The 24,497-nt window shown below is 67.4% G+C and carries 18 protein-coding genes and 1 pseudogene; 6 read left to right on the top strand and 13 right to left on the bottom strand.

Annotation, left to right across the window (positions count from 1 at the left end):
- Nucleotides 1–78 precede the first annotated feature (78 nt).
- A complete protein-coding gene (gene glmM, locus G3545_RS24445; protein ID WP_170016543.1) occupies nt 79–1,422 on the top strand; it encodes a phosphoglucosamine mutase in 1,344 nt (447 codons plus the stop codon).
- 121 nt (nt 1,423–1,543) lie between these two features.
- Here glmM and choV read toward each other — a convergent pair whose 3' ends face one another.
- From choV to G3545_RS24430, 3 genes are all read right to left on the bottom strand, one after another.
- Nucleotides 1,544–2,737 carry a choline ABC transporter ATP-binding protein gene (gene choV, locus G3545_RS24440; protein WP_170016541.1) on the bottom strand — a complete coding sequence of 398 codons (1,194 nt, stop codon included), beginning with the start codon at nt 2,735–2,737 and terminating at the stop codon, nt 1,544–1,546.
- A 3-nt stretch (nt 2,738–2,740) separates the two neighbouring features.
- Entirely contained in the window at nt 2,741–3,592 is an 852-nt protein-coding gene (gene choW, locus G3545_RS24435) for a choline ABC transporter permease subunit (RefSeq protein ID WP_170016539.1), read from the bottom strand.
- A 190-nt stretch (nt 3,593–3,782) separates the two neighbouring features.
- Nucleotides 3,783–4,739 (bottom strand): choline ABC transporter substrate-binding protein, encoded by a 957-nt coding sequence (locus tag G3545_RS24430; protein ID WP_170016537.1) that lies wholly within the window; start codon nt 4,737–4,739, stop codon nt 3,783–3,785.
- Between the two features lie 342 nt (nt 4,740–5,081).
- On the opposite strand from G3545_RS24430, the pseudogene betI reads away from it, so the two are divergent.
- The 3 genes and pseudogenes from betI to betA all read left to right on the top strand — a co-directional run.
- Nucleotides 5,082–5,699: pseudogene (gene betI, locus G3545_RS29795) on the top strand (transcriptional regulator BetI); the annotation flags it as partial.
- A 42-nt stretch (nt 5,700–5,741) separates the two neighbouring features.
- On the top strand, nt 5,742–7,211 hold the full coding sequence (betB, locus tag G3545_RS24425) for a betaine-aldehyde dehydrogenase (RefSeq protein ID WP_246702939.1): 1,470 nt from the start codon (nt 5,742–5,744) through the stop codon (nt 7,209–7,211).
- Nucleotides 7,212–7,224: 13 nt separating this feature from the next.
- The gene (gene betA, locus G3545_RS24420; protein ID WP_206151336.1) at nt 7,225–8,880 is read left to right on the top strand and encodes a choline dehydrogenase; all 1,656 of its coding nucleotides are present in this window, start codon (nt 7,225–7,227) and stop codon (nt 8,878–8,880) included.
- A gap of 172 nt (nt 8,881–9,052) precedes the next feature.
- On the opposite strand, the gene G3545_RS24415 is transcribed toward betA, so the two are convergent.
- The 6 genes from G3545_RS24415 to G3545_RS24390 form a co-directional block, all read right to left on the bottom strand.
- Complete coding sequence (locus tag G3545_RS24415) at nt 9,053–9,829, bottom strand: electron transfer flavoprotein subunit beta (protein WP_170016532.1); 777 nt, start codon at nt 9,827–9,829, stop codon at nt 9,053–9,055.
- Entirely contained in the window at nt 9,826–11,016 is a 1,191-nt protein-coding gene (locus tag G3545_RS24410) for an electron transfer flavoprotein subunit alpha/FixB family protein (protein ID WP_170016530.1), read from the bottom strand. Before G3545_RS24410 ends, G3545_RS24415 begins: the two co-directional genes overlap by 4 nt.
- Nucleotides 11,013–12,941, bottom strand: a complete 1,929-nt coding sequence (locus G3545_RS24405; protein ID WP_170016528.1) for a (Fe-S)-binding protein — start codon at nt 12,939–12,941, stop codon at nt 11,013–11,015. The genes G3545_RS24410 and G3545_RS24405 overlap by 4 nt, the downstream gene beginning before the upstream one ends.
- Nucleotides 12,942–13,088: 147 nt before the next feature.
- Complete coding sequence (locus G3545_RS24400) at nt 13,089–15,128, bottom strand: NADH:flavin oxidoreductase (RefSeq protein ID WP_170018264.1); 2,040 nt, start codon at nt 15,126–15,128, stop codon at nt 13,089–13,091.
- A gap of 115 nt (nt 15,129–15,243) precedes the next feature.
- Complete coding sequence (locus G3545_RS24395; RefSeq protein WP_170016526.1) at nt 15,244–16,944, bottom strand: SulP family inorganic anion transporter; 1,701 nt, start codon at nt 16,942–16,944, stop codon at nt 15,244–15,246.
- A gap of 120 nt (nt 16,945–17,064) precedes the next feature.
- Nucleotides 17,065–18,027, bottom strand: a complete 963-nt coding sequence (locus tag G3545_RS24390; RefSeq protein WP_170016524.1) for a GlxA family transcriptional regulator — start codon at nt 18,025–18,027, stop codon at nt 17,065–17,067.
- 203 nt (nt 18,028–18,230) lie between these two features.
- Between G3545_RS24390 and G3545_RS24385 the strand changes: the two genes are divergently transcribed.
- Nucleotides 18,231–18,755, top strand: a complete 525-nt coding sequence (locus G3545_RS24385) for a hypothetical protein (RefSeq protein WP_170016522.1) — start codon at nt 18,231–18,233, stop codon at nt 18,753–18,755.
- Between the two features lie 129 nt (nt 18,756–18,884).
- Here the strand turns inward: G3545_RS24385 and G3545_RS24380 are convergent, their stop codons facing one another.
- The 3 genes from G3545_RS24380 to G3545_RS24370 form a co-directional block, all read right to left on the bottom strand.
- Nucleotides 18,885–20,063: a hybrid-cluster NAD(P)-dependent oxidoreductase gene (locus G3545_RS24380; RefSeq protein ID WP_170016520.1), complete on the bottom strand. Its 1,179-nt coding sequence runs from the start codon at nt 20,061–20,063 to the stop codon at nt 18,885–18,887.
- A 2-nt stretch (nt 20,064–20,065) separates the two neighbouring features.
- A complete protein-coding gene (locus G3545_RS24375) occupies nt 20,066–21,325 on the bottom strand; it encodes an aromatic ring-hydroxylating dioxygenase subunit alpha (protein WP_170016518.1) in 1,260 nt (419 codons plus the stop codon).
- Between the two features lie 159 nt (nt 21,326–21,484).
- Nucleotides 21,485–22,540 carry a GlxA family transcriptional regulator gene (locus G3545_RS24370; protein WP_170016516.1) on the bottom strand — a complete coding sequence of 352 codons (1,056 nt, stop codon included), beginning with the start codon at nt 22,538–22,540 and terminating at the stop codon, nt 21,485–21,487.
- A gap of 274 nt (nt 22,541–22,814) precedes the next feature.
- On the opposite strand from G3545_RS24370, the gene G3545_RS24365 reads away from it, so the two are divergent.
- Nucleotides 22,815–23,561, top strand: coding sequence for a sulfite exporter TauE/SafE family protein (locus tag G3545_RS24365; RefSeq protein ID WP_170016514.1), 747 nt, complete (start codon nt 22,815–22,817; stop codon nt 23,559–23,561).
- Between the two features lie 129 nt (nt 23,562–23,690).
- On the opposite strand, the gene G3545_RS24360 is transcribed toward G3545_RS24365, so the two are convergent.
- On the bottom strand, nt 23,691–24,437 hold the full coding sequence (locus G3545_RS24360; RefSeq protein ID WP_170016512.1) for a YebC/PmpR family DNA-binding transcriptional regulator: 747 nt from the start codon (nt 24,435–24,437) through the stop codon (nt 23,691–23,693).
- Nucleotides 24,438–24,497 lie beyond the last annotated feature (60 nt).

The raw sequence follows: 24,497 nt of genomic DNA, 5'->3' as shown, positions 1-24,497 counted from the left end.
GCTCATCATATGTGAACGCAGGCGTTGCAGGATCCGGCTAGAAGAACACCGGGGAATCGCCGGACGGAGGGCTTGGACATGACACGCAAATATTTCGGCACCGACGGTATTCGCGGCCGCGCCAACGGCGTCATCACTCCGGAACTCGCGCTGCGCGTTGGCATGGCCGCTGGCCTCGTCTTCCAGAATGGCGAGCACCGCCACCGCGTCATCATCGGCAAGGATACCCGCCTGTCCGGCTACATGATCGAGAACGCGCTGGTCGCCGGCTTCACCTCGGTCGGCATGGATGTGCTGCTGCTCGGCCCGATGCCGACGCCGGCGGTCGCCATGCTCACCCGCTCCATGCGCTGCGATCTCGGCGTGATGATCTCCGCCTCGCACAATCCGTTCGACGATAACGGCATCAAGCTGTTCGGGCCCGATGGCTACAAGCTGTCCGACGCCATCGAGGAGGAGATCGAGGCGCTGATCAGCGGCGATCTCTCCGCCCGCCTCGCCAAGCCCGCCGCCATCGGCCGCGCCAAGCGCATCGAGAGCGTGCATGCCCGCTATATCGAATTCGCCAAGCGCACGCTGCCGCGTAACCAGTCCTTCGACGGCATCCGCGTGGTGGTCGATTGCGCCCACGGCGCCGCCTATCGCGTGGCGCCGGAAGCGCTGTGGGAGCTCGGCTGCGACGTCGTCGCCATCGGCGACAAGCCGGATGGCTTCAACATCAATCGTGAGGTCGGCTCGACTGCGCCCGAAGCGCTGGCCGCGAAGGTGCGCGAAGTTCGCGCCGATATCGGCATCGCACTCGATGGCGACGCGGACCGGGTGCTGATCGTCGACGAGAAGGGCCATCTGGTCGATGGCGACCAGCTCATGGCGGTGGTTGCCGAAAGCTTCCGCGACGATGGCCGCCTCGCCAAGGCCGGCGTGGTGGCGACGGTAATGTCGAACCTCGGGCTGGAACGGCACCTCGCCTCGCTCGGCCTGTCGCTGGCCCGCACCCCGGTCGGTGATCGCTATGTGCTCGAGCACATGCGGGCGCACGGCTACAATGTCGGCGGTGAGCAGTCCGGCCACATCATCCTGTCCGACTATTCGACCACCGGCGACGGGCTGGTGGCGGCGCTCCAGGTGCTGGCCGTGGTGCAGCGGCTCGGCCGCCCGGTGTCGGAAGTGTGCCACCGCTTCGACCCGCTGCCGCAGATCCTGCGCAATGTCCGCTACAAGAGCGGCCGCCCGCTGGAATCCGACGATGTGCAGAAGGCGATCGCCGCCGCCGAGCTCAAGCTCGCCAATCATGGCCGCCTGCTGATCCGCCCGTCGGGCACCGAACCGGTGATCCGGGTGATGGGCGAAGGCGACGACCGCGTGCTGGTGGAATCGGTGGTGGACGACGTCGTCGAAGCGGTCGGTCGCGCGGCGGCGTGACTTTGATCCCGCTCCCAATTGGGGAGAGGGTTAGGGTGAGGGGTCTTGCCAGAACGGCGATCGTCGCGCCCCCTCACCCGGCGCCTGCGGCGCCGACCTCTCTCCAATGGGGAGAGGTAAATTACCCATCCAGCCTTCTCAGCAGCCCGCGATAGATCTCGTCGTCATCGCAGAGTCCGGCGAGCCGGCCGAGATTGTCGACCAGCAGGATCGGCAGCTCGGTGTGCCGCTTCAGTTCGATGGCGGCGCGCAGCTTGAGGTCGACCGGGGCTACGATGCAGTCGCAATCATGCGCCAGCTTGGCGTCGATGAGCCCAGCCTCGCCATCGGCAACGCCGAGCAGCCCTGCCCGCCCGCCGAGGTCGATCGAGACCGGCCGGTCCTCGCCATCGACCTTCACCCGGACCAGTCCGTTCTTGTCGAGCATCACCGTGTCGCCGTCGCGCGACAGGCTCGCCGCCGGGCGCATCACCGCGGTACCGCGCAGCACGTTCAGCGGGTTCATGTGCTTCACGAACTCGGCGACATAGTCATTGGCCGGCCGCAGCAATATGTCCTCGGCCGTGCCGGCCTGCACGATGCGCCCGCCTTCCATGATGGCGATGGTGTTGCCGAGCTTCAGCGCCTCGTCGAGATCGTGGCTGACGAACACGATGGTCTTCTGGATGCGCTTCTGCAGGTCGAGCAGTTCGTCCTGCAGCTTGTCGCGGATCAGCGGGTCGAGCGCGGAGAACGGCTCGTCCATCAACAGGATCTCGGCATCGGTGGCGAAGGCGCGAGCAAGGCCGACGCGCTGCTGCATGCCGCCGGACAGTTCGTGGGTGTATTTGTTCGCCCAGTTGGTGAGGCCCACCATGGCGAGCTTCTCGTCGACGATGCGGTTGCGCTCCGCCAGCGGGGTGCCGCGCAGCTCCAGCCCGAAGCCGACATTGTCGCGCACCGTGCGCCACGGCAGCAGGCCGAATTGCTGGAACACCATGGAGACGGTGTGCATGCGGATGTCGCGCAGCGTCTCCTCGCTGCACTTGGCGACATCGATCGCGGTGCCGCCACGCTCCACCAGCACCTCGCCGCGCGCGACCTCGTTCAGCCGGTTGATGGCGCGCAAGATGGTGGACTTGCCGGAGCCGGAAAGCCCCATCAGCACGCAGATTTCGCCGCGCTCGATCTTGAGGCTGACCCCGGCGGCGCCAAGCACCGCCCCGGTCTTGTGCAGGATCTCGTCGCGCGTGCCGCCCTTGTCGATGAGCGCCAGCGCGCCCTTCTGGTCGGTGCCGAAGACAATGTCGACGTTGCGGAATTCGACAGCAGCCACGGCTCAGCTCCTCTTCGAGCGGCGTTCGGGTTGCTTGCACACCCGGTCGAGCACGATGGCGAGCACGACGATCGCAAGGCCGGCCTCGAAACCCATGGAAATGTTCACCGAGTTCAGCGCCCGCACCACCGGCTTGCCGAGGCCGTCGGCGCCGACGAGCGCGGCGATCACCACCATGGAGAGGCTGAGCATGATGCATTGGGTGACGCCGGCCATGATGGTCGGCAGCGCATAGGGCAGTTCGATCTTGAACAGCAGCTGGCGCTTGGTGGCGCCGAACGCCTTGCCGGCCTCATAGAGATTGGTCGGCACCGAGGAGATGCCGAGATGGGTCAGGCGGATCGGCGCGGGAATGGCGAAGATCACCGTGGAGATCAGACCCGGCACCGCGCCGAGCCCGAACAGCACCAGCGTCGGGATCAGGTACACGAAGGTCGGAATCGTCTGCATCAGGTCCAGCACCGGGCGGATGGCGGTGTAGAGCCAGGGTCGGTGCGCGGCGGCAATGCCGATCGGCACGCCGAGCACGACGCACACCAGCGTCGCGCAGATCACCAGCGACAGCGTCTCGATGGTGGCCTGCCAATAGCCGAGATTTGCGACCAGCAGCAGCGCTGCCAGGATGAAGATGACGAGGCCGATCGAGCGGTGCATCAGCCAGGCGCCGAGCGCGAACAGCGCGATCAGCAGCAGCGGCGGCACGAAAAGCAGCGCCGCGGTGAGCCCGTCGATCAGGCCGCCGAGCACCAGCGAGATAAAGTCGAACACGCTCTGGCCGTGCTCGGTCAGGAAATCGACGAAACTCTTGAGCCAGCTTCCCAACGGGATCTTGTGCTCGGTCAGCCAGTCATACATCGAGAGCTCCCGGTGGGCAGACGGCGAGGGAAAGATTAAGCACTCCCGTCATGGCCGGGCTTGTCCCGGCCATCCACGGTCAGCACGACGCTCAGGCGTGGATGCCCGGGGAAAGCCGAAGCTCTTGACTTCGGCGTCTCTGGACAGACGGCGACTGGAAGTCGCCTTTGCCCGGGCATGATGACTTGCATCAGATCTTCAGGGCCTTCTTCACCGCATCCACCGCCGGCTTGCCGTCGATGGTGGTGACCCCGGCGAGCCAGGGCGTCCACACTGCGGGATTGGCCTTCAGCCACTTCTCCGCGCCCTTGGCCGGGTCCATGCCGTCGAACAGGATATAGCCCATCACCACATTCTCGAGCTCGAGCGAGAATTTCAGGTTCTTGATGAGCGCGCCCACATTCGGGCACTCGGTGACATAGCCGGCGCGGGTGTTGGTAAAGACGGTCGCGCCGCCATAGTTCGGGCCGAACACGTCGTCGCCGCCTTCGAGATACTTCATCGGATACTTGGTGTTCATCGGGTGCGGCTCCCAGCCGAGGAAGACGATGGCTTCCTTGCGCTTGGTCGCACGCTCGACCTGGGCCAGCATGCCCTGCTCGCTGGATTCGACCAGGTCGAAGCCCTTGAGACCGAACTTGTCGGCCTTGATCATGTCGAGGATCAGCCGGTTGCCGTCATTGCCGGGCTCGATGCCGTAGATCTTGTTGTTGAGCTTGTCCTTGAACTTGCCGATGTCGGCGAAGGACTTGAGGCCCGAATCATAGAGATAGGCCGGCACCGCCAGCGTGTATTTGGCGCCTTCGAGATTGACGCCGATGACGTCGACCGTCTTGTCCTCGCGATAGGGCTTGAGGTCGGCTTCCATGGTCGGCATCCAGTTGCCGAGGAAGACGTCGATGTCCTTGGTCTGCATCGACTTGTAGGTGACCGGCACCGACAGCACCTGGGTCTTCGTCGTATAACCGAGCGCGTCCAGTATGTAGGAGGTGATGGCGGTGGTGGCGGTGATGTCGGTCCAGCCGACATCGGCGAACTTCACCGCCTTGCAGGAGGCGGGTTCGGCCGCGCTCGCGTGCTGGCCGAGGGGGGCGACGAGGACGGCCGCGCCGAGGGCCAACGTCGTCAGAATCTTGTAGCTGCGCATCGTTCGCTGTTCCCGTTTGTCTGAACGCCGGTGCGATGCTGGCCGGGCCCTTCGACGCCGACGCATCGACCCATTATTCGGCGTTCCCGCCCCGCAAGGTACAGGAGGCGCCACGGCCCTTCGGGCTCTCTTGAACGGCTATTCAAAAGCGCTTTTACCAATTTGTCACGCGCAATTTTCCGTCATTCGCGCTTTATATTGAACGACTTTTCAGCATGCATAATACCAGACGCAACAAGGGTTAGGTGATCCCGGCGCGGCAGCGCCAGAGGGCGGCTTGACCCTTTCCGTCGGCCTGTCACATATGTATTGTCTGATCATTCAATTAGCGGCGGGCGACCCATGGACCACGCGCAAGCCCAGTATCCGAGGCCGATCGAGCCCGAGCCGCGCCGCCGCGAGAGCGAGGATGTGCGCCGCCGCCAGCTGATCGAGGCGACCATCGATTCGCTCGCCGAGGTCGGCTTCAACGCCTCGACGCTGGCGCAGATCGCGCGCCGCGCCGGCGTCTCACCGGGGCTGGTCGCCCATTATTTCGGCGACAAGGACGGATTGCTGGAGGCGACGCTGCGCTTTCTCGCCTCCCGCGTCGCCCGCGGCACCGCGGCGAAGCTGAACCTGGCGCGCACCGCGCGCCAGCGGGTGCTGGCGGTGGTCGAGGCAAATCTCGCACCCGAAGAGTTCGACCAGCACACCGGCAGCGTATGGCTCGCATTCTGGGGCCAGGCGCTGCATTCCGAACGGCTGCGGCGGGTGCAGAAGGTCTACCAGACCCGCATGCTCTCCAATCTGCGCCATGGCCTGAAAGCCCTGGTCACGCCGGATGATGCCGGCCGCATCTCCATCGCCATCGCCGCCATGATCGACGGGCTGTGGCTGCGCTCGACGCTGTCCGCCATCGGCGAGACCGACGCCGCGACCGCCCGTTCTATCGCCACGGCCTTCGTCGACGCGCAACTTGCCGCCGCCACCTCCCTCCCCGCGCCCAATGGACCGATCCCCATGAGCAGCCCCACCGCGCTCCACCAGAACCACATCGGCGGACGCTACGTGCCGAGCGCCGCCGGCGAGAGCTTCGAGACCGTCAACCCCGCCACCGGCGAGGTGCTAGCGCGCATCGAGATCGCCGGCGAGGCCGAGGTCGAGGCCGCCGTCGCCGCTGCCCGCAAGGGCCAGAAGATCTGGGGCGCGATGACCGGCGCCGAGCGGGGCCGCGTGCTGAAGCGCGTCGCCGATCTGCTGCGCGCCCGCAATGACGAGTTGGCCCGGCTGGAGACGCTCGATACCGGCAAGCCGATCCAGGAGACCAGTGTTGTCGACGTCATCTCCGGCGCCGACTGCATCGAATATTATGCCGGCCTCGCCGCCGGGATCGCCGGCGAGCACATCGATCTCGGCCCCAGTGCCTTCGGCTATACGCGGCGCGAGCCGCTCGGCATCGTCGCCGGCATCGGCGCCTGGAACTATCCGCTGCAGATCGCCTGCTGGAAGTCCGCCCCCGCGCTCGCCTGCGGCAATGCCATGATCTTCAAACCGGCCGAACTGACGCCGCTCACCGCGCTCAAGCTCGCCGAGATCATGGCCGAGGCCGGCGTGCCGGACGGCGTGTTCAATGTGGTGCAGGGCTTCGCCGACACCGGACGCCTGCTCACCCGCCACCCTGATATCGCCAAGGTCTCGCTCACCGGCGAGGTCGGCACCGGCAAGAAGGTGATGGCCGATGCCAGCGGCACGCTGAAATACGTCACGCTGGAACTCGGCGGGAAATCGCCGCTGATCGTGTTCGAGGATGCCGATATCGACGACGCGGTGTCCGGCGCCATGCTCGGCAATTTCTATTCGGCCGGCGAGGTCTGCTCCAACGGCACCCGCGTCTTCGTGCACGAGAAGGTGCGCGCCGCCTTCATCAAGAAGCTGGTCGCCCGCGTCGAGAAGATGGTGGTCGGCGATCCGCTCGACCCGGCGACGCAGGTCGGTGCGCTGATCTCGGCCGGCCATATGGAGAAGGTGCTTTCCTACATCGCCAAGGGCAAGGCGGAGGGCGCCAAGGCACTCACCGGCGGCGGACGCGTCGCCAAGGGCGCGCTCGGCAAGGGCTGGTTCGTCGCTCCCACCGTGTTCGACGGCTGCTCGGACGGCATGAGCATCGTGCGCGAGGAGATATTCGGGCCGGTGATGACGGTGCTCGCCTTCACCGACGAGGATGAGGTGATCGCCCGCGCCAATGACACCGAGTTCGGCCTTGCCGCCGGGGTGTTCACCAGGGATCTGGCGCGCGGCCACCGGGTCATCGGCCACCTCCAGGCCGGCACCTGCTGGATCAACCACTACAACATCACGCCGATCGAACTGCCGTTCGGCGGGGTCAAGCAATCCGGCCTCGGGCGCGAGAACGGCAAGGCGGCGATCGAGCACTACACCCAGCTCAAGAGCGTCTACGTCAATCTCGGGCACGTAGAGGCGCCGTATTGATGGTGCTTTGCTGATGGACCTCTTCGACTACATCATCATCGGCGCCGGCTCGGCCGGTTGCGTGCTGGCGGATCGGCTCTCCGCCGACGCGCGCAACCGCGTGCTCGTGCTGGAATATGGCGGCTCGGACCGCTCCATCTTCATCCAGATGCCGAGCGCGCTCTCCATCCCGATGAACATGTCCAGATACAACTGGATGTATGAGAGCGAACCGGAGCCGGGGCTCGGCGGCCGGCGCATGCATTGCCCGCGCGGCAAGGTGCTGGGCGGCTCCTCCTCCATCAACGGCCTCGTCTATGTGCGCGGCAATCCGGCCGATTTCGACCGCTGGGAGGAGGAAGGCGCCAATGGCTGGTCCTATGCCGATGTGCTCCCTTACTTCCGCCGCGCCGAGAGCCGGCGCGACGGCGGCAATGAATATCGCGGCACGGACGGCCCGCTCGCCACGCGCTATGGCGAACTGAAAAACCCGCTCTATGGCGCCTTCCTCGAGGCGGCCCAGCAAGCCGGCTATCCCGCGACCGACGACATTAACGGCCATGCCCAGGAGGGCTTCGGCCGCATGGACATGACGGTGAAGGACGGCGTGCGCTGGTCGGCCGCCAATGCCTATCTGAAGCCGGCTATGAAGCGTTCCAACCTCAAGGTCGAGACCCATGCCCGGGTCGAGCGCATCGTGTTCGAAGGCCGCCGCGCCGTCGGCATCGTCTATGAGCAGGGCGGCACGCGCCTGGAGGTCCGCGCCGACCGCGAAGTGATCCTCTCCGGAGGGCCGATCAACTCGCCGCAATTGCTGAAGCTCTCCGGTATCGGCCCGGCTTCGGAGTTGCGCGAGCACGGCATCAATGTGCTGGCCGATCGCCCCGGCGTCGGCGAGAATCTGCAGGACCATCTGGAGTTCTATTTCCAGATGGCGAGCACCCAGCCGATCACGCTCTATTCCTCCATGGGCCTCGTCGCTCGCGGCATGATCGGCCTGCGCTGGCTGCTCAGGAGAGATGGCCTCGGCGCCACCAACCATTTCGAGACCTGCGGCTTCATCCGCTCGCGACCGGGTGTGCCCTATCCGGACCTCCAGTACCATTTCCTGCCCCTCGCGGTGACCTATGACGGCAAGGGCCTCGCCTCGGAGCACGGCTTCCAGGCCCATGTCGGGCCGATGCGCTCCAAGAGCCGCGGCTGGGTGCGGCTCGCCTCGCCGGACCCGAAGGACAAGCCGCGCATCTTCTTCAACTATATGAGCCACGAGGACGACCGCGCCGAGATGCGCGCCTGCGTCCGCCTCACCCGCGAGATCTTCGCGCAAAAGGCGTTCGATCCCTATCGCGGCCGCGAGATCCAGCCGGGAGCGGACGTGGTGACCGACGAGGCCATCGACGCCTTCATCGCCGAGAAGGTGGAGAGCGCCTACCACCCCTCCTGCACCTGCAAGATGGGCGCGGGCTCCGACCCGATGGCGGTGGTGGATTCCGAAGCACGGGTGTTCGGGGTGGCGGGACTGCGCGTGGTGGATTCCTCGATCATGCCGTCCGTCACCACTGGCAATCTCAACGCCCCGACCATCATGCTGGCGGAGAAGGCGGCCGACCACATACTCGGCAAGCCGGCACTGGCACCGTCCAATGCGCCGTACTACGTGGCGGACAATTGGCAGACCGCGCAGCGGTGAACCGCCCTATGTCCACTCCTCACACGGTGTCATCCCGGACGGCCGAAGGCCGATCCGGGATCGTCCGCGGAATCCGGGTGCGTCTATCCTTGTCGATCGAAGAAGAAGGCCCACCTGGCCGCAGACGATCCCGGCTCTCCGCTACGCTGCGGCCGGGATGACGGTAAATGTTTTAGGATGAGGTCGTGTGGGGAGTTTTCAGCACCCCGATCTCGCGCAGGAAGGCGATGATCTCCCGCGCCGCTTCGTCCGGCGCCGGATCGACCAGCAGGCGACCGCCGCCGCTCGCCGCCTCGGTCGCGGCCTTCAGACGGTCCGCCGCCGAAGCCCCCGCCGCGGCCTTGGCGATCAGCTTCGGCCGCTTGCGATAGGCGCGCTCCTCGATCTCGCGGGCGGCCGCCGGCGCGCCGACGCCCGCCCGAACCTCAACCACGCCGCGCCGTGCCGCGCCATAGGCGAAGGGCAATGGCGCCGGAGCGGCCGGATGCACGGTAACGAGCGCCGGCAGCCGTACCGTGACGCGCCGCCGCGCTCCTTTGGGCAGCGCCTGCTCGACAATGAGCGTGCCATCCTCGCCGGGGTGCAGCGCCACGGCGTCGGCGACGATCGGCCGGCCGAGCCGGCGTGCCAGCACATAGGGCAACAGGCCGGAATCCTCGCCGCCCTGCCCGCAGCGCCCGGCCAGGATCAGGTCCGGTGCGTCGGCCCCGAGGGCAGTCACGAGGCTGTCCAGCGGGTCGCTCGCTTCCGGCAATTCGAGATGATTGATGCGCGGCAGGCCATGGCCGAGCGCATCATGCACCGCCGCGACGTCGGGCCCGGCATGGAGCCCGGCCATGTCTACCTCCAGCGAGCGCGCGAGGCGGATCGCCTGGAGTTCCACCGGCACCGGGCAGGCGCGGCCGGAGACCGGATGGCGCCCGGCGGACAGCAGCACGGTGATCCTCATGCGCCCTCCTCCGCCTGCAGCGCGGCGATGATGGCCGGCATCACAAGCTGCGCATCGGCAACCACGGCGAGGCCGGCGCGCTCGATCATCGCCGCGTGCAGATCGGTGTTCACCGCCACCACATGCTCGCATTTGGCCACGCCTTGCAGATGCTGCGGCGCGCCGGCAATGCCGAGGGCGAAATAGCAGGCTGCCTCCAGCACCGTGCCGGAAGCGCCGACCTGCGCGGCACGCGGCATCAGCCCGGCATCGCACACCACGCGGCTCGCGCCCGGCGTCGCCCCGAGTGCGACGGCCAGCGCGAGGAAGACGTCGAAATCACTGACGCCATTGCCGGCCGAGACCACGAACGCCGCTTCCGCCAGCGGCACGGTGGCCGGATCGGCGGGGATGAATGCGGCGGCGAGGATGCCGCGTTTCGCCTCGGCGCTGGGGAACGGAGCGTCGATCGTCCTCGCCTCATGGATCGTGCCGCCATGCGGCGCCACCGCATCGGCGGCAATGGTCAGCAGGCGCGGCGGCGCCAGGCGCTGTTCCACCCGCCGGCCGCGAGCCGCGCGCGTGACAACCTTGGCGGTCAGGCTCTCGGCGCCGGTGAATAGCGGCTCGCCGAGTTGCGCGGCGATACGGCGGGCGAGGTCACCGCCATCCGCCGTCTCGGCGAACAGCGCATGACGGACCTTGAGCGAAGCCAGCGTCCCACCAATCGCGTCGGCGCGGCCCTCGGGATCGAAATCTTTGGTCTCCGCGAGGACAAGGACGCGATCGGCACCTGCCGCGCCGAGCCCTTCGACCACACCGGGAACAATGGCCAGCACCGCCCCGCCACCAGCATCAGCCAGCACGCGCGCGGCGCCGAGCAGTTGCCGGTCGTGCGGGGTGAGACGGCCGCCGGGAGCATCCGGCACCGCCGCCACAAGGAAGGCCGGCTCGGCGATGATCCGGACCTGCGGCGCGGTCTCCACCACCGGCCGCTCCGGAGCAATGGCGAGGGCGGGGACACGCTGGGTGCGGTCGAGCCGCAGCCTTGCAGTGCCGGGTGCCGTCACCTGCCGCTGCTCGGCGCGCGGATCGCGGCGCGTGCGCTTGGCCGCCGGCGCGGCGGCCAGGTCGAAGCGCGGCCTGGTGCCGCCCTCCACGCCATGTGCCGCGCGCTCGGCGCGGGGATCGCGGCGCAATCGGCTCATGCCACGCTTTCCCGCGTCTTGTGCGTGGCGGGCGCCGCCTCCACCGCCATCAGCACCAGTTCGGCGATGTCGCGCACCTCGGGATGCGCGCCGGTGACACCTTCCAGCATCGCCGTGCATTGCGGGCAGGCCACCGCGACGATGCCGGCACCGGTCTCCCCCGCCTGCGCCATGCGCAGATCCGGGATGCGGCGCTCGCCCTGAATGTCGGTCACCGGCGCGCCGCCGCCACCGCCGCAGCACATCGAACGGCGGCCGGAGCGCTCCATCTCGACCCGCTCAACGCCGAGGCGATCAAGCAGCCGGCGCGGGGCGTCGAACTCGCCATTGTAGCGGCCGAGATAGCAGGGGTCGTGATAGGTAACGCGGGCTAATTCGAGCGCGCCGGGATCGAGGCGGCCCGCCGCCATCAGTTCGTCGAGGAAGGCGGCGTGGTGCACCACCTCGTAGTTTCCGCCAAACGCCTTGTACTCGTTGCGCAGGGCGTGCAGCGCGTGCGGATCGGCGGTGAGGATGCGGCGGAAACGGTAGCGCGCCAGCGTCGCGATATTGTCGTGGGCGAGCCGCTGGAAGCCCGCCTCGTCGCCGAGCCTTCGGGCGAGATCGCCGCAATCGCGCTCCTCGGCTCCGAGCACGGCAAAATCGACCTTGGCAAGCTGGAGCAGCTTCACCAGCGCCCGCAGCGTGCGGCCATAGCGCAGCTCGTAGGCGCCCTCGCCGAGCCAGAGCAATATGTCGGCCTCGCCTTTGTCCGCCATCAAGGGCAGCGGCGCGCCGGCGGCGAAATCGGTGCGGCCGGCAAGCGCGCGGCCGCCGATCTCGTCGGCGAAGCGCAGCTCCATCAGCGGCGCGGCGCCCTTCTCCGGGATGGCGCCGAGCTCCAGCGTCTGGAAGCGCCGGAGATCCACGATGGCGTCGACATGCTCGATCATCATCGGGCATTCCTCGACGCAGGCGCGGCAGGTGGTGCAGGACCACAGCGTGTCCGGATGGATCATCGCCGCGGCGCCGATCAGCGGCAGGTCCGGTCCGCCGCGCCCGGCCACCGGGCGCGCGTCGGGATAGGGGCTGCCGGCATAGGCAGCATTGCTGCCGCCCGGCTGCATCGCCGCGGCGAGATCCTGGATCAGCCGCTTCGGGTTCAGCGGCTGGCCGGCGGCAAAGGCCGGGCATGCCACCTCGCAGCGCCCGCACTGGATGCAGGCATCGAAGCCGAGCAGCTGGTTCCAGGCGAAGTCGGAAGGCGCTTCCGCGCCGAGCTTGGTGGCATCGAGATCGAGCGGCTTGAGCGCGGTCTCGCGCTGGCCTTCGAAACGCCCGGGACGGGGATGCGCGACGAGATGCGCGGCACCGGCAAACGCATGGCGCATCGGCCCGCGGCCGATCTGCAGCACGAGGCCCACGCCGGCCGCGGCCGCGAGCCACAGCCCGAGCCAGGCGAGCAGCCAGAGCGCGCCGCCGGTTGCAGCATCGAGCGCCACAAGGAGGGAGCCGCTGCCATAGGTGATCATCAGCCAGGGCAGCAATTGGAAGCGTCCGCCGGAGAGCCGCGCCGGCTTTGACGGGTAGCGCCGCCGCGCCACCATGGCGCCGCCGACGAGCATGGCCCCGAACAGCAGCGCGGCCAGCGCCCAATAGATTCGCCGGCCGCCGAGCCAGGGGAATGCCCCCAGCAGGACGAGCAGCGAGCCGCCGATCAGCCCGCCGGCGACCAGCGCGTGCATGCGCGCGGCGAAGGCGTCGCGCGCCACGACGTGGTGGACGTCGACGAGATAGCGCTTTGGCAAGGCAAGAAGGCCGCGCATCCAGTCGACCTTCGCCGCCCGCCCCACGCGCCACAGCAGCGCACGCCGTCCAGCCGTGACCACGGCGACGGCCGCGAGCACCCAGAGAACGAGGGAAAGGCTGAAGGCGGCGTCGGTCATTCTAACCCTATCAAGCAACCTCATCCTGAGGTGCCGGCTGCAAGTCCGCCTCGAAGGATGTTCCCACCGAGCAACCTTCTCCGGCTTGAGCATCCTTCGAGGCGAGCTGCGCTCGCACCTCAGGATGAGGGTGCACGGAAAAGGACCTCACAAATCCTTGCACAGCCTTAGTGAATCATAGATCGCGGCGTGGATGTTGCGGCCGGTCCAGGCGTCGCCGACGCGATAGAGCGCGAAGCCCTCCTGCCCGGTCCAGCGCTGCGGGCGGCCATGGACCAGCGCGTCAAGATCGGCTTCGCCATCATTCACCGAGCGGCCACGCAACTCCTCGAACAGGCCTTCCACCGGCAGCGTGCCGTAATCGACCACGACGCGGTCGACCACCCGCTCCTCCTCGGCGTCGGTCATGGTGTTGCGCAGCGCCGCGATCAAACGGTTGCCCTCCGGATAGATCTCGATCAGCTCCATGTTCGGCGTCATCACCACGCCGAGCTTGTAGAGCTCGCGCAGATGGATCGGCTGGTTGGTGGTGCCGACCTCCTCGGCAACCATGAGGTCGTGCGTCACCACCTCAACGAGGCAGCCCTTCTTCGCCAGCACCTCGGCGGTGGAGGCGGCGTTGTGGCCGCCGATCTCGTCATAGAGCAGCACCGTGCCGGTCGGCTCGACCTTGCCGGTCAGCACGTCCCAGGTCGAGACCACGTGCTCGTGGCCCCTGGCGTGGCCGGGATTGGGCAGGCCGCCGGTGGCCATGATGACGACGTCGGGGGCTTCTGCCAGCACGCGCTCCGGCGTCGCCTCGGTGGAGAGGCGGATATCGACGCCCTTCTTCTGGACCTGCGTGAACAGCCAGCGCGGAATGCCGGACAGCGCCTCGCGCCATGTCGCCTTCGCCGCGATGTTGATCTGGCCGCCGGCGCGATCCGACTTCTCGAACAACACCACCTTGTGGCCGCGCTCGGCGCATACCCGCGCCGCTTCCAGCCCGCCGGGACCGGCGCCGACTACCACCACCTTGCGGGCGACGTCGGCCTTCGGGATGACATGAGGCATGGTCGCCTCGCGCCCGGTCGCCGCATTCTGGATGCACAGCGCGTCGCCGCCGACATAGATGCGGTCGATGCAATAGCCGGCCCCGACGCATTGCCGGATGTCGTCCTCGCGCCCCTCGGAGAGCTTCTTGACGAGATGTGGATCGGCGATATGGGCCCGCGTCATCGCGATCATGTCGACATGGCCCTCGACAACGGCGCGGGCGCCGGTGGCGAGGTCGGTGACACGCTGGGCGTGGAAGATCGGCACCTCCACCTCGCGCTTGATCGCGCTCGGCAGGTACAGGAACGGCGCCACCGGGAACGACATGTTCGGCACCGAGACGGCGTGGCCGATATGATCGCGCGCCTGCCCGCCCAGAATGTTGAGGAAATCGACCAGCCCAGCCCGCGCATATCCCGCGGCGATAGCGACGCAATCCTCGTGGGAGAGCCCATCGGCGATCATTTCGTCGCCCGACATGCGCATGCCGATGACATAGTCGTCGCCCGCCGCCTCGCGCATCGCCTCCAGCACTTCCCTGCCGAAGCGCATGCGGTTCTCGAGCGAGCCGCCATACTCGTCGGTGCGCTCATTCACGCTCGGCGACCAGAACTGGTCGACGAGATGGCCGTGCGCCGCGGAGATCTCGCAGCCGTCGAGCCCGCCTTGCTTGCAGCGCCGCGCCGCATCGGCGAACGCCTTCACCACGCGGCGGATGTCGTTCTTGTCCATGGCGCGCGGAACGGTGCGCGAGGCCGGCTCGCGCCGCGCGGAAGACGAGATGGTGGGAAACCAGTTCTCGGTATCCCATTTGGTGCGCCGGCCCATATGGGTGAGCTGGATCATCAGCTTGGCGCCGTGCGCGTGGACCCGCTCGGCGAAGCGCTGGAAATGCGGGACCACGCTGTCGTCGGCGACCGAGATCTGCGCCCAGGGCGCCGCCGGGCTGTCGATGGCCACCGAGGAGGAGCCGCCGAACATGGTCAGCCCGATGCCGCCCTTGGCTTTCTCCTCATGATAGAGCTGGTAGCGCTCCTGCGGCTTGCCGTCCTTGCCATAGCCCGGCGCATGGCTGGTGCTCATCACCCGGTTGCGGATGGTCAGGCCCTTGATGGTCAGGGGTTTGAGCAGTGCCTCGGCATTGGCGATCATGATGGCGGCGCGCGCTCCCATACCCGGCCCCAAATATATGGTGGCACGATAGGTCCCGCGCGCAAGTCACAGACAGAAGGATTGCGCCATCAAGCCAGTAGCTTTGCGACCGCGATCACACCCGAGCGGGCAATGCGTCGCGCACGCGCGATTTGAAGCGTACCAGCGGCGGGCGCAGGCCTTGGTTCCACAGCACGCGGCGGATCGCGGGCGTGGTGCCGGTGAGCACCACCTTGACCCCGGCGCGGCGCATCTTGTGGGCGAAGGTCTCCAGCATCGCAGCGGCGGTAGAATCGAGGAACGGCACCGCCTCGAAATCCAGCACGAAGCGCTTCGGCAATTGCGCGATGTTGTCCAGCACGGTGCCGACAGTGGACGCGGCGCCGAAGAAGAAGGCGCCGGAAAGCCGATAGACCACAGTGTCGGGATCGACCTGCGGCGTGGTCGCGGCGTAGCCATTGGTCTCGTCGGCGACATCCTCGGCGGCGAGCGGCACGTCGATGTGCGCGTGCTCGACGCCGACCGCCAGCGACATGCGGTGCAGGAACAGCAGCGTGCCGAGCGTGAAGCCGACCACGATGCCCTCGGTGAGGTCGCGGAAAATGGTGAGCAGCAGCGTCGACAGCAGCACCAGCGCGTCGCCCCAGCCGGAGCGCAGCAGGGTGGCGATGGCGGTCTTCTCCGCCATGTTCCAGGCCACCACCGCCAGCAGGCCGGCCAGCGCGGCGAGCGGGATGTAGCTGGCGAGCGGTGCCGCCACCAGCATGAACAGCAGCAGGAAGCCGGAGTGCAGCATGCCGGCGATCGGCCCGCGGGCGCCGGCGCGGATATTGGTGGCGGTGCGGGCGATGGCGCCGGTGACGCAGATGCCGCCGAACAGCGCCGAGGCCATGTTGGCGACGCCTTGCGCCACCAGTTCGCAATTGGAGCGGTGGCGCCGCCCCGTCATGCCGTCGGCGACCACCGCGGAGAGCAGCGATTCAATGGCGCCGAGCAGTGCGAAGGCGGCGGCATCCGGCAGCACCGCGAACACCTTGTCGGGCGAGAAGTCCGGCAGCGCCGGCGCCGGCAGGCTGGAGGGGATGCCGCCGAACTGGGTGCCGATGGTGGCGACCGGCAGGCCGAACAGCGCCGCGGCAAGGCTGGCCGCCGCCACCGCTATCAGCAGGTTCGGCCAGCCCGGCGCGAGACGCTTGACGCCGACAATGATGCCGATGGTGAGTACCGAGAGGCCGAGCGCGGCGACGTTCAAGGTCGGCAGCGCATGGGTCAGCACTTCGAGCTTGGGGATGATCTCCGCCGGCTCCTTCACGCTGAGCGTCAGGCCGAGCAGGTCCTTGATCTGGCTGGAGAAGATGATGGTGGCGATGCCGGCGGTGAAGCCCACCGTGACCGGATAGGGGATGAACTTCACATAGGTGCCGAGCCGCAGCAGGCCGACCACGGTGAGGATGGCCCCGGCAAGGAAGGTGGCGAGCAGCATGCCTTCGATGCCGTGGCGCTCGATGGTGAGCGCCACCAGCACGATGAAAGCCCCTGCCGGCCCGCCGATCTGGAAGCGGCTGCCGCCGAGCAGGGAGACCACGAAGCCGCCGACGATTGCGGTGTAGAGGCCGCGTTCGGGCGTGGCGCCGGAGGCCATGGCGATGGCCATGGAGAGCGGCAGCGCGACGATGGCGACGGTCAGCCCGGCGAGGACGTCGGCGCGCAGGCCGGCGAGGCCATAGCCTTCGCGCAGTACCGTCACCAGCTTTGGCGTGTAGAGCTCGGCAAAACTCGGACCGGCCGGACCGGCCGGATGAGAGAGAGCAGTCATCGGAATTTTCGATTGCGAAGCAAGGGACGATAGATTTTGCGCCTGCGAACTTCGCCACGCAAGCGGCATCTTCCGCATATGAGCGGCGCCGTGCCATGCGCTGGATCAAGCTTCGCTCGATCAGGCGGTGCGGCGTTCTTCGCGTGGCGAACGGCCGAAGCGGCGGGCATAGGCCGTGGAGAAATGCGCGGCCGACTGGAAGCCGCAGGCGAGCCCGACATCGGTGACCGGCAGGGGCGAGAGGCGCAGCAATTCGCGGGCCCGCTCCAGCCGCAGCCCGAGCTGATAGGCCGCCGGGCTGGCGCCGAGATGGCGGCGGAACAGCCGCTCCAATTGCCGCGCCGAGACGTCGAGCCTCTCGGCCAATGCGGCGATGGCCAAGGGCCGCTCGATTGCCCCTTCCATCAGCCGCACCGCGCGGGCAAGGGTCGGATCGGCGAGCTGGCGCCGCGGACGCGCCTCACGCCTCGCGCCCGGCGCGCGGGCCGCGCGGTCTAGGATGAACTGCTCAGACACCTTGTCAGCCAGCGCCTTGCCACCCTGCGCCGCGATCAGTTCCAGCATCATCTCCAGCGGCGCCACGCCGCCGGTGCAGGTTAACCGGTCGCGATCGATGACATAGGCGTCCTCGACGAAGTCGATCTCCGGAAACTCCTCGCGGATCGCCGGCAGGTTCTCCCAATGGATGGCGCAGCGATAGAAATCCAGCAGCCCGGCATCGGCCAATACGAAGCTGCCGGTGCAGAGCGCGCCGAGCGCGGTGCCACGCCGGGCGAGCCGGCGCAGCGCATCCTCCAGCCCGGGTGCAACGGAATGGCGCACATCGATGCCGCCGCAGACCATGAGCAGATCGAGCGGGCCGGCGTCGGCGAGCGAGACGGTGGGCGTCAGGCTGAGGCCGTTGCTCGCCGGCACCGGCGCGCCGTCGAGCGTCACCACCCGCCAGGAATAAAGCTCGGTCTCGGAAGCATAATTCGCCATGCGCAGCGCCTCCAGCGCATTGGCGCAGGCGATCATCGAGTGGTTCGGCAAGGTGAGGAAGCCGATCCGGGTCAGGCTGGCGAGGCTGGCACTGGCGGCCATCGGCTCAATCCCGGTCCGGTTTCAGGACGTAACACTTGTTGAATGTGACCACGCGCGCTGACATGCCATTGAGGCAATGCCGCCGCAAAATCGCCGCGCGACGCACCGTGAATGAGACCATCGGTTTCGGGGAGGGAATGATGCGGCTGGATGCTGTTTCCGTACCGAGGATCATGCTTCAGGTCGGGTTCTGCGGTCTCTTGGTGGCTGGCACTTATCTTATCAGCCAGGAACGGCCGAAGGACAGCGCGCGCCTGCTGGCCGGGGTCGAGGACGGCCCGTTCACGCTCGGCACCAAGGGCGACCGCATGGTCGTCGCCCTGCACCAGTCGGCGGACGAAGCGCTGAAGCCGATCCAGGTGGCGATGGCGCCGGAGGCCGAGAAGCCTGCCGCGGTGGCGATGCCGCCGGCTGCAGCGCCGAAGCCGAAGCGCGTCACCGTCGTGGCACCGCCGGCGGCGACCGAGCATCGCGAAATCGCGCCGGCGCCGATTCCGGCCCAAGTCCCGCCATCGCCGGCTTGGACATCGCAACCCGCCCCGGCGCCTGCGCCGATCGCGGCGCAACCGGTCGTGCCGCCGCCTCCCTCGCCCAAGCCCAAGCCGCAGGAAACCTTCCTCGGCCTGCCGCCGATACAGACGCCGGCGGAATTCTTCGACAACACGGTCAAGGAAACCAGCGCCGCCTTCGGCAAGATGAAGCAGGCGATGGAGGATGCGTTCCGGTAGTCATCCCTCCTGCTAGACGTCATCCCGGACGGCCGCAGGCCGATCCGGGATCGCGCGCAGGAATAGGCGCACTCGCGTCACGCGATCCCGGCTCCCGCTTCGCTGCGGCCGGGATGACGATTCGAAAATTTACCGATCCACCACAAGGTCACTCGTCGGCTTCGAACAGCACAGCAGCACCATGCCGGCGTCGATCTCGCGCTGGCGGATGCCGCCCTGGTGCTTCATGTCGACCGTGCCGGAATTGAGCTTCGACTTGCAGGTGCCGCACAGCCCCTTGGAACACGACGAGGGCAGCCGCACCCCGGCGCGACGCGCCATGTCGAGCACGAACTTGTCGGAGGGCACCTCGATGGTCCGCCCGGTCTTGGCGAAGGTCACCTGATAGGTCGTGACCGGCGCGGCGACAGGCGCCTCGCCCATCGGCGCCGGCGCCTCCGCCTGCTTCGCGGCTTCCGCCAGTTCGGCGGCGGCGACTTCCAGCGCCACTTCGGGCTCGGCCGCCGCCAGCTCCTCGAAATTGAAGCTCTCTTCATGGTGGCGGGCCATGTCGAAGCCGGCCTCGCCGAGCATGGTCCGCACCGCCGCCATGAAGGGCGACGGCCCGCAGACGAAGATCTCACGCTCCATGAAATCGGGTGCCGTCAGCTTCAGCATCTGCAGCGACAGCCGGCCCTTCAGCCCGTGCCATGGCTCGCGCGGCGCATCGCCCTCGCACACCGGCGCGAACTTGAAGGCGCCGTTCTGGTTGCGCGCCATCAGTTCCAGTTCGTCGCGGAAGATGATGTCGGCCGGCGAGCGGGCGGCATGGACGAACACGATATCGCGCGGAATGGCGAGGTCGTGGAAGGTCCGGGCCATCGACATCAACGGCGTGATGCCGCTGCCGCCGGACAGGAACAGATACTTGCCCGCCGCATGGCGGAAGCAGGTGAAGTCGCCCATCGGCCCGACGGCGCGCAGTTCGGAACCGGGCTTCAGCGTGTCGTGCAGGAAGTTCGACACCGGCCCGCCCGGTACCCGCTTCACGGTGATGGAGATGGCGTGCGGGCGCGTCGGCGCCGAGGAGATGGTGTAGCAGCGATTGATCGCCTCGCCCGCGATCTCGAGGTCGAGCGTCAGGAACTGGCCGGGCTCATAGTGGAAGGCGGTCGGGTTCTTGGGTGCCAGCACGAAGGTCTTGACGTCGTGCGTCTCCTCGCGCACCGCCTGCACCACGAGGACATCGTCGGTGTCCGGATTCCAGGCGGGAAGCGCGGATCCGAGCCGGCGGGCGGCGACGTCCATCATGCGGGTGCTGGCGTCCATCGTCAGCGCCCGAGATGCTCGGCCATGCGGCCGACATACCAGTTGCAGAACTTCTCGACGAGCATCTCGGTGTGCGGCGAATAGGGGCCGGGCTCATAGGCCGGGCTGCGCGCGCCGTGCTGGCAATAGCCGACCAGTTCGGAATCCTGATCGTTGGTGGCTTCCCACACCGCGGTGAGGTTGGCGACATCGTAATCGACGCCTTCCACCGCATCCTTGTGCACCAGCCACTTGGTGCGCAGCAGCGAGCGCTCGGCATCGAGCGGCAGCACCGAGAACACCACGGCGTGGTCGGACATGAAATGGTGCCAGGAATTCGGCTGGGTCCAGAAATGCAACGCGCCGTGCTTGGGGTCGTTGATGGTGCCGAGCAGCTTCGCGCATGCCGCCTTGGTGTCGCCGGTGTGGCTCTCGCCGTCGCCGGCGAGCGGCAGGCGCTCGGTACGATACCCGGTCACCATGTCGTCGAGGTGCTCCACCATTTCCGACGGGAAGCCGCAGCTCTCCCATTCGCGGTGGCTGGTGGTGACGAGCTTGGCATATTCATCCGCCTCGGCCCGCTCGTGCTCGCCGAGTTCTTCCGGCGCGAAGCCGAAGCCATAGGCGAACAGCGGTACGGTGAGCTCGGGATGGTTGCCCGCGCAGTGATAGCACTCGCGGTTGTTCTCCATCGTCAGCTTCCAGTTGCCCGGCTCGATGATGTCCTTCTCGAACGCCACCTTGGCGTTGCGCAGATCGTGCGGCGCGAGATAGGGCGCCATCTTCGCCGCCATCACGTCGAAGTCGGCCGGCGGGTCGTCGGACAGGCAGATGAAGATCAGCCCTTCCAGCGAGCGCACATGCACCGGTTTCAGGCCATGGCAGGAGGGATCGAAATCCGCGCCCATATGCTCGGCGAACAGCAGCTTGCCATCGAGGCCGTAGGTCCAGGAGTGATAGCGGCAGACGATATTGCCGATCGTGGTCTTGTAGTCATGGATCAGCGGCGCGCCGCGGTGGCGGCAGACATTGTGAAAGGCGCGCAGGCCCATGTCGTCGTCGCGCACCACGAACACCGAGGTGCCGCCGATCTCGAAGCTCATCGCATCGCCCGGCTCCGGCACGTCGGGCTCGACGCCGACGAAGATCCAGTGGCGGTGGAAGATGATGTCGAGGTCGGCCTTGAAGACCTCCGGGCTGGTATAGAACGGCGCCTCCAGGCTGTAGCCCGGCTTGCGGCGGCGAAGCAGCGACTGCAACGGGGTATCGGTGGTGTCGAGCATGACCGTTCCTCCCTCGCGCGGCGTCCCGGCACGCGCCGTCTGGAATTGTTCGACGGAAGCACGATTGTGACTTTCACGGATGCGACACGGAATTTATTGCGAGCGACATTTTCGTTGCCGTTGTCTTCACGTTGCGACCCAGGCGGATGACGGCGAGGCTCACTCGAACAGGCGTTGCGCCGCCATGCTCTGCGCCGCCGGGCCGGGGCCGTGGGCGCGCGCGTCCGACGGCGTGAAGCCGTGCATCGCCTTGAACTGCCGCGAGAAATGCGCGCAGTCGGAGAAGCCGGCCTCCAGCGCGATGTCGGTCACCGAACGCACCGTGGTGTCGAGCAGGAAGCGCGCATAGCGCAGGCGCAGCCGCCGGTAGAATTCCGCCGGCCGCTGGCCCATCACCGTCTGGAACAGCCGCTCGATCTGCCGGGTCGAGAGCTGCAGCCGCCGGGCGATATCGGCGATCGGCAGCGGATCGGCCATATGCTGCTCCATCATGAGCAGCGCGCGGCGCACCCGGTCGTCGGCGACGAGATCGGCGATCGGCGGATGCGGCTGCGCATCGGTGCCGGGGCGCACGCGGTCGAGCAGCAGCACATGCCGGCTCTTCTGCGCCACCGAGCGGCCGATGTGCTTCTCCACCAGCGCCGCCGCAAGATCCGCCGCCCCGCCGCCACCGGCGCAGGTGATGCGGTCGCCGTCGATCACATAGAGCCGGTCGGCAACCGGGGTATGGTGCGGGAACTCCTCGAGGAAATCCTGATAATGGTACCAGCTGACGCAGCAGCGCCGGCCGGTCATCAATCCGGCGCGGGCCAGCACGAAGCTGCCGGTGCACAGCCCGACCAGCGGCACGCCGAGCTTCGCCGCTTTCTTGAGATAGGCGACGGTCTCGGCGTCGAGTTGCGGCCCGGTATGCAGTAGACCGCCGACCACGACGATGTAGTTGAACGCACTCGGATCGCTCAAGGGCCCGGTGGCCGAGACGGTGACGCCGCAGCTGGCTCGGATCGGGTCCGCCTTCGACGCCATGATCTGCCAGCGGGCAAGGATCGGCCGCGAGCGATCGCCCTCATCGGCGGCAAGGCGCAGATGGTCGACGAACAGCGAGAATGGCGACAGGGTGAAATTGTCGGTCAGGATGAAGCCGACATTCAGCGCCGGCGCGGCGGCGGGAGTGGCGCCGGAGCCGCGGAACTGGGCGGGTCGCTGCTCGTTCATGGCCTGCTCCGCCTGCTGGATCGAGGTCGAGCCTGGAATGATAGCAAAGAATGGGCCGGGACGTGCAAGTTGTGTGAGCGTGGCACTGGGTGGGCATCCTTCGAGGCTCGCTGACGCGAGCACCTCAGGATGACGTGGTTCTTTTTAAATACGACGTCATCCTGAGGTGCCCGGCAAAGCCGGGCCTCGAAGGATGCTCAAGCCGAGCAGCGCCAATTGACCCCCGCCGCCTCCGGGTCTAGCACCAACGCTCCTTCCACCGGCACTCCATCCCATGTCCTTCGATCTGGCCCTGTTCTGGGCCGCAGCCACCGCGCTCATCGGCGGCGTGACCCGTGGCTTTTCCGGCTTTGGCGGCGCGCTGATCTTCGTGCCGCTGGTGAGCGCGGCCTACGGGCCGGAGGTCGCCGTCCCGGTGCTGCTGATCATCGACAGCGTGCTGACTGCGCCGATCACCATCCGAGCGTTTCGCGAATGCAACTGGCGCCAGGTCGCCCCGCTTGCCGCGAGTGCGATCGTCGCCGTGCCGTTCGGCGTTTATCTGCTCAACCATGTCGATCCGGTGCTGCTGCGCTGGGCGCTGGCGATCCTCGCCTTCAGCCTGCTGGCGCTGTTGATGTCCGGCTGGCGGCATTCCGGGCGGCCGACCCTCCCCGCCACCATCGGCGTCGGGCTGGTGGCCGGCGTCTTCGGCGGCGCGGCGCAGATGTCGGGGCCGGCCGTCGTCGCCTATTGGCTCGGCGGGGGCCATTCGGCGGCGCAGGTGCGCGCCAACCTGTTCGGCTTCTTCGCCCTGGCGACGCTGGCGAGCGGCACCGCCTATGCGTGGACCGGCCTGTTCACGCTCGAGGTCGGCCGGCTGTCGCTGATCCTCGGCCCGCTTTATGCGATCGGCCTGTTCGCCGGGGCCTGGGCCTTCCGCGGCGCTTCCGACGCGCATTACCGCAAGGCGGCCTATACGGTCATCGCGCTCGCCGCGCTGGCCAGCCTGCCGCTGTTCGACGGGCTGCTGCGACCCTGAATGCGAACATCCTTCGAGGCTCGCTACGCGAGCACCTCAGGATGAGGTTCATCCTAAAATAAAGAACCACCTCATCCTGAGGTGCCCGGCAAAGCCGGGCCTCGAAGGATGCTGAAGCAGAGCGTCAGATCACGCACTCAGCTTCGCCATCAGCGATTCCGAGATCTCGAAATTCGCATAGACGTTCTGCACGTCGTCATTGTCTTCCAGCGTCTCGACCAGGCGAAGCAGCTTCTCGGCGGTCTCGTCATCGACCGCGATGGTGTTCTGCGGACGCCAGACCAGACCGGACTTCTTCGGCTCGCCGAACTTGGCTTCCAGCGCCTGCGCCACCTCGTGGAGGTTCTCGATGGTGGTCTGCACGCTGTGGCCGTCCTCCGAGGAGGTGACATCGTCGGCGCCGGCCTCGATGGCGGCTTCCAGCATGTCGTCCGCGGAGGCCTTGGCCGCGTCGAACTCGATGACGCCGACGCGGTCGAACATGAAGGACACCGCGCCGGTTTCCGCAAGATTGCCGCCGGACTTGGTGAAATAGGAGCGCACTTCGGAGGCGGTGCGGTTGCGGTTGTCGGTCAGCGCCTCGACGATCACCGCGACGCCGCCGGGGCCGTAGCCCTCATAACGGATCTCGTCATAATTCTCGGCGTCGCCGCCAGCCGCCTTCTTGACGGCGCGGTCGATATTGTCCTTCGGCATGTTCTCGGCGCGCGCGGCGAGGATAGCGGCGCGCAAGCGCGGGTTCATGTTCGGGTCGGGCAGGCCGAGCTTGGCGGAGACGGTAATTTCACGCGCCAGCTTGGAGAACAGCTTGGAGCGCACCGCATCCTGCTTGCCCTTGCGGTGCATGATGTTCTTGAACTGCGAATGCCCGGCCATCGCCGCCTCCACGTCGCGCGGTCGGATGCCCTGCCCTGCCGCGTCTGAACCTTAAGATCG

Source organism: Starkeya sp. ORNL1, assembly GCF_012971745.1.
Taxonomy (GTDB): domain Bacteria; phylum Pseudomonadota; class Alphaproteobacteria; order Rhizobiales; family Xanthobacteraceae; genus Ancylobacter.
Note: the sequence above shows the minus strand (reverse complement) of the source record. Positions and strands in the feature narration are given on the sequence as shown.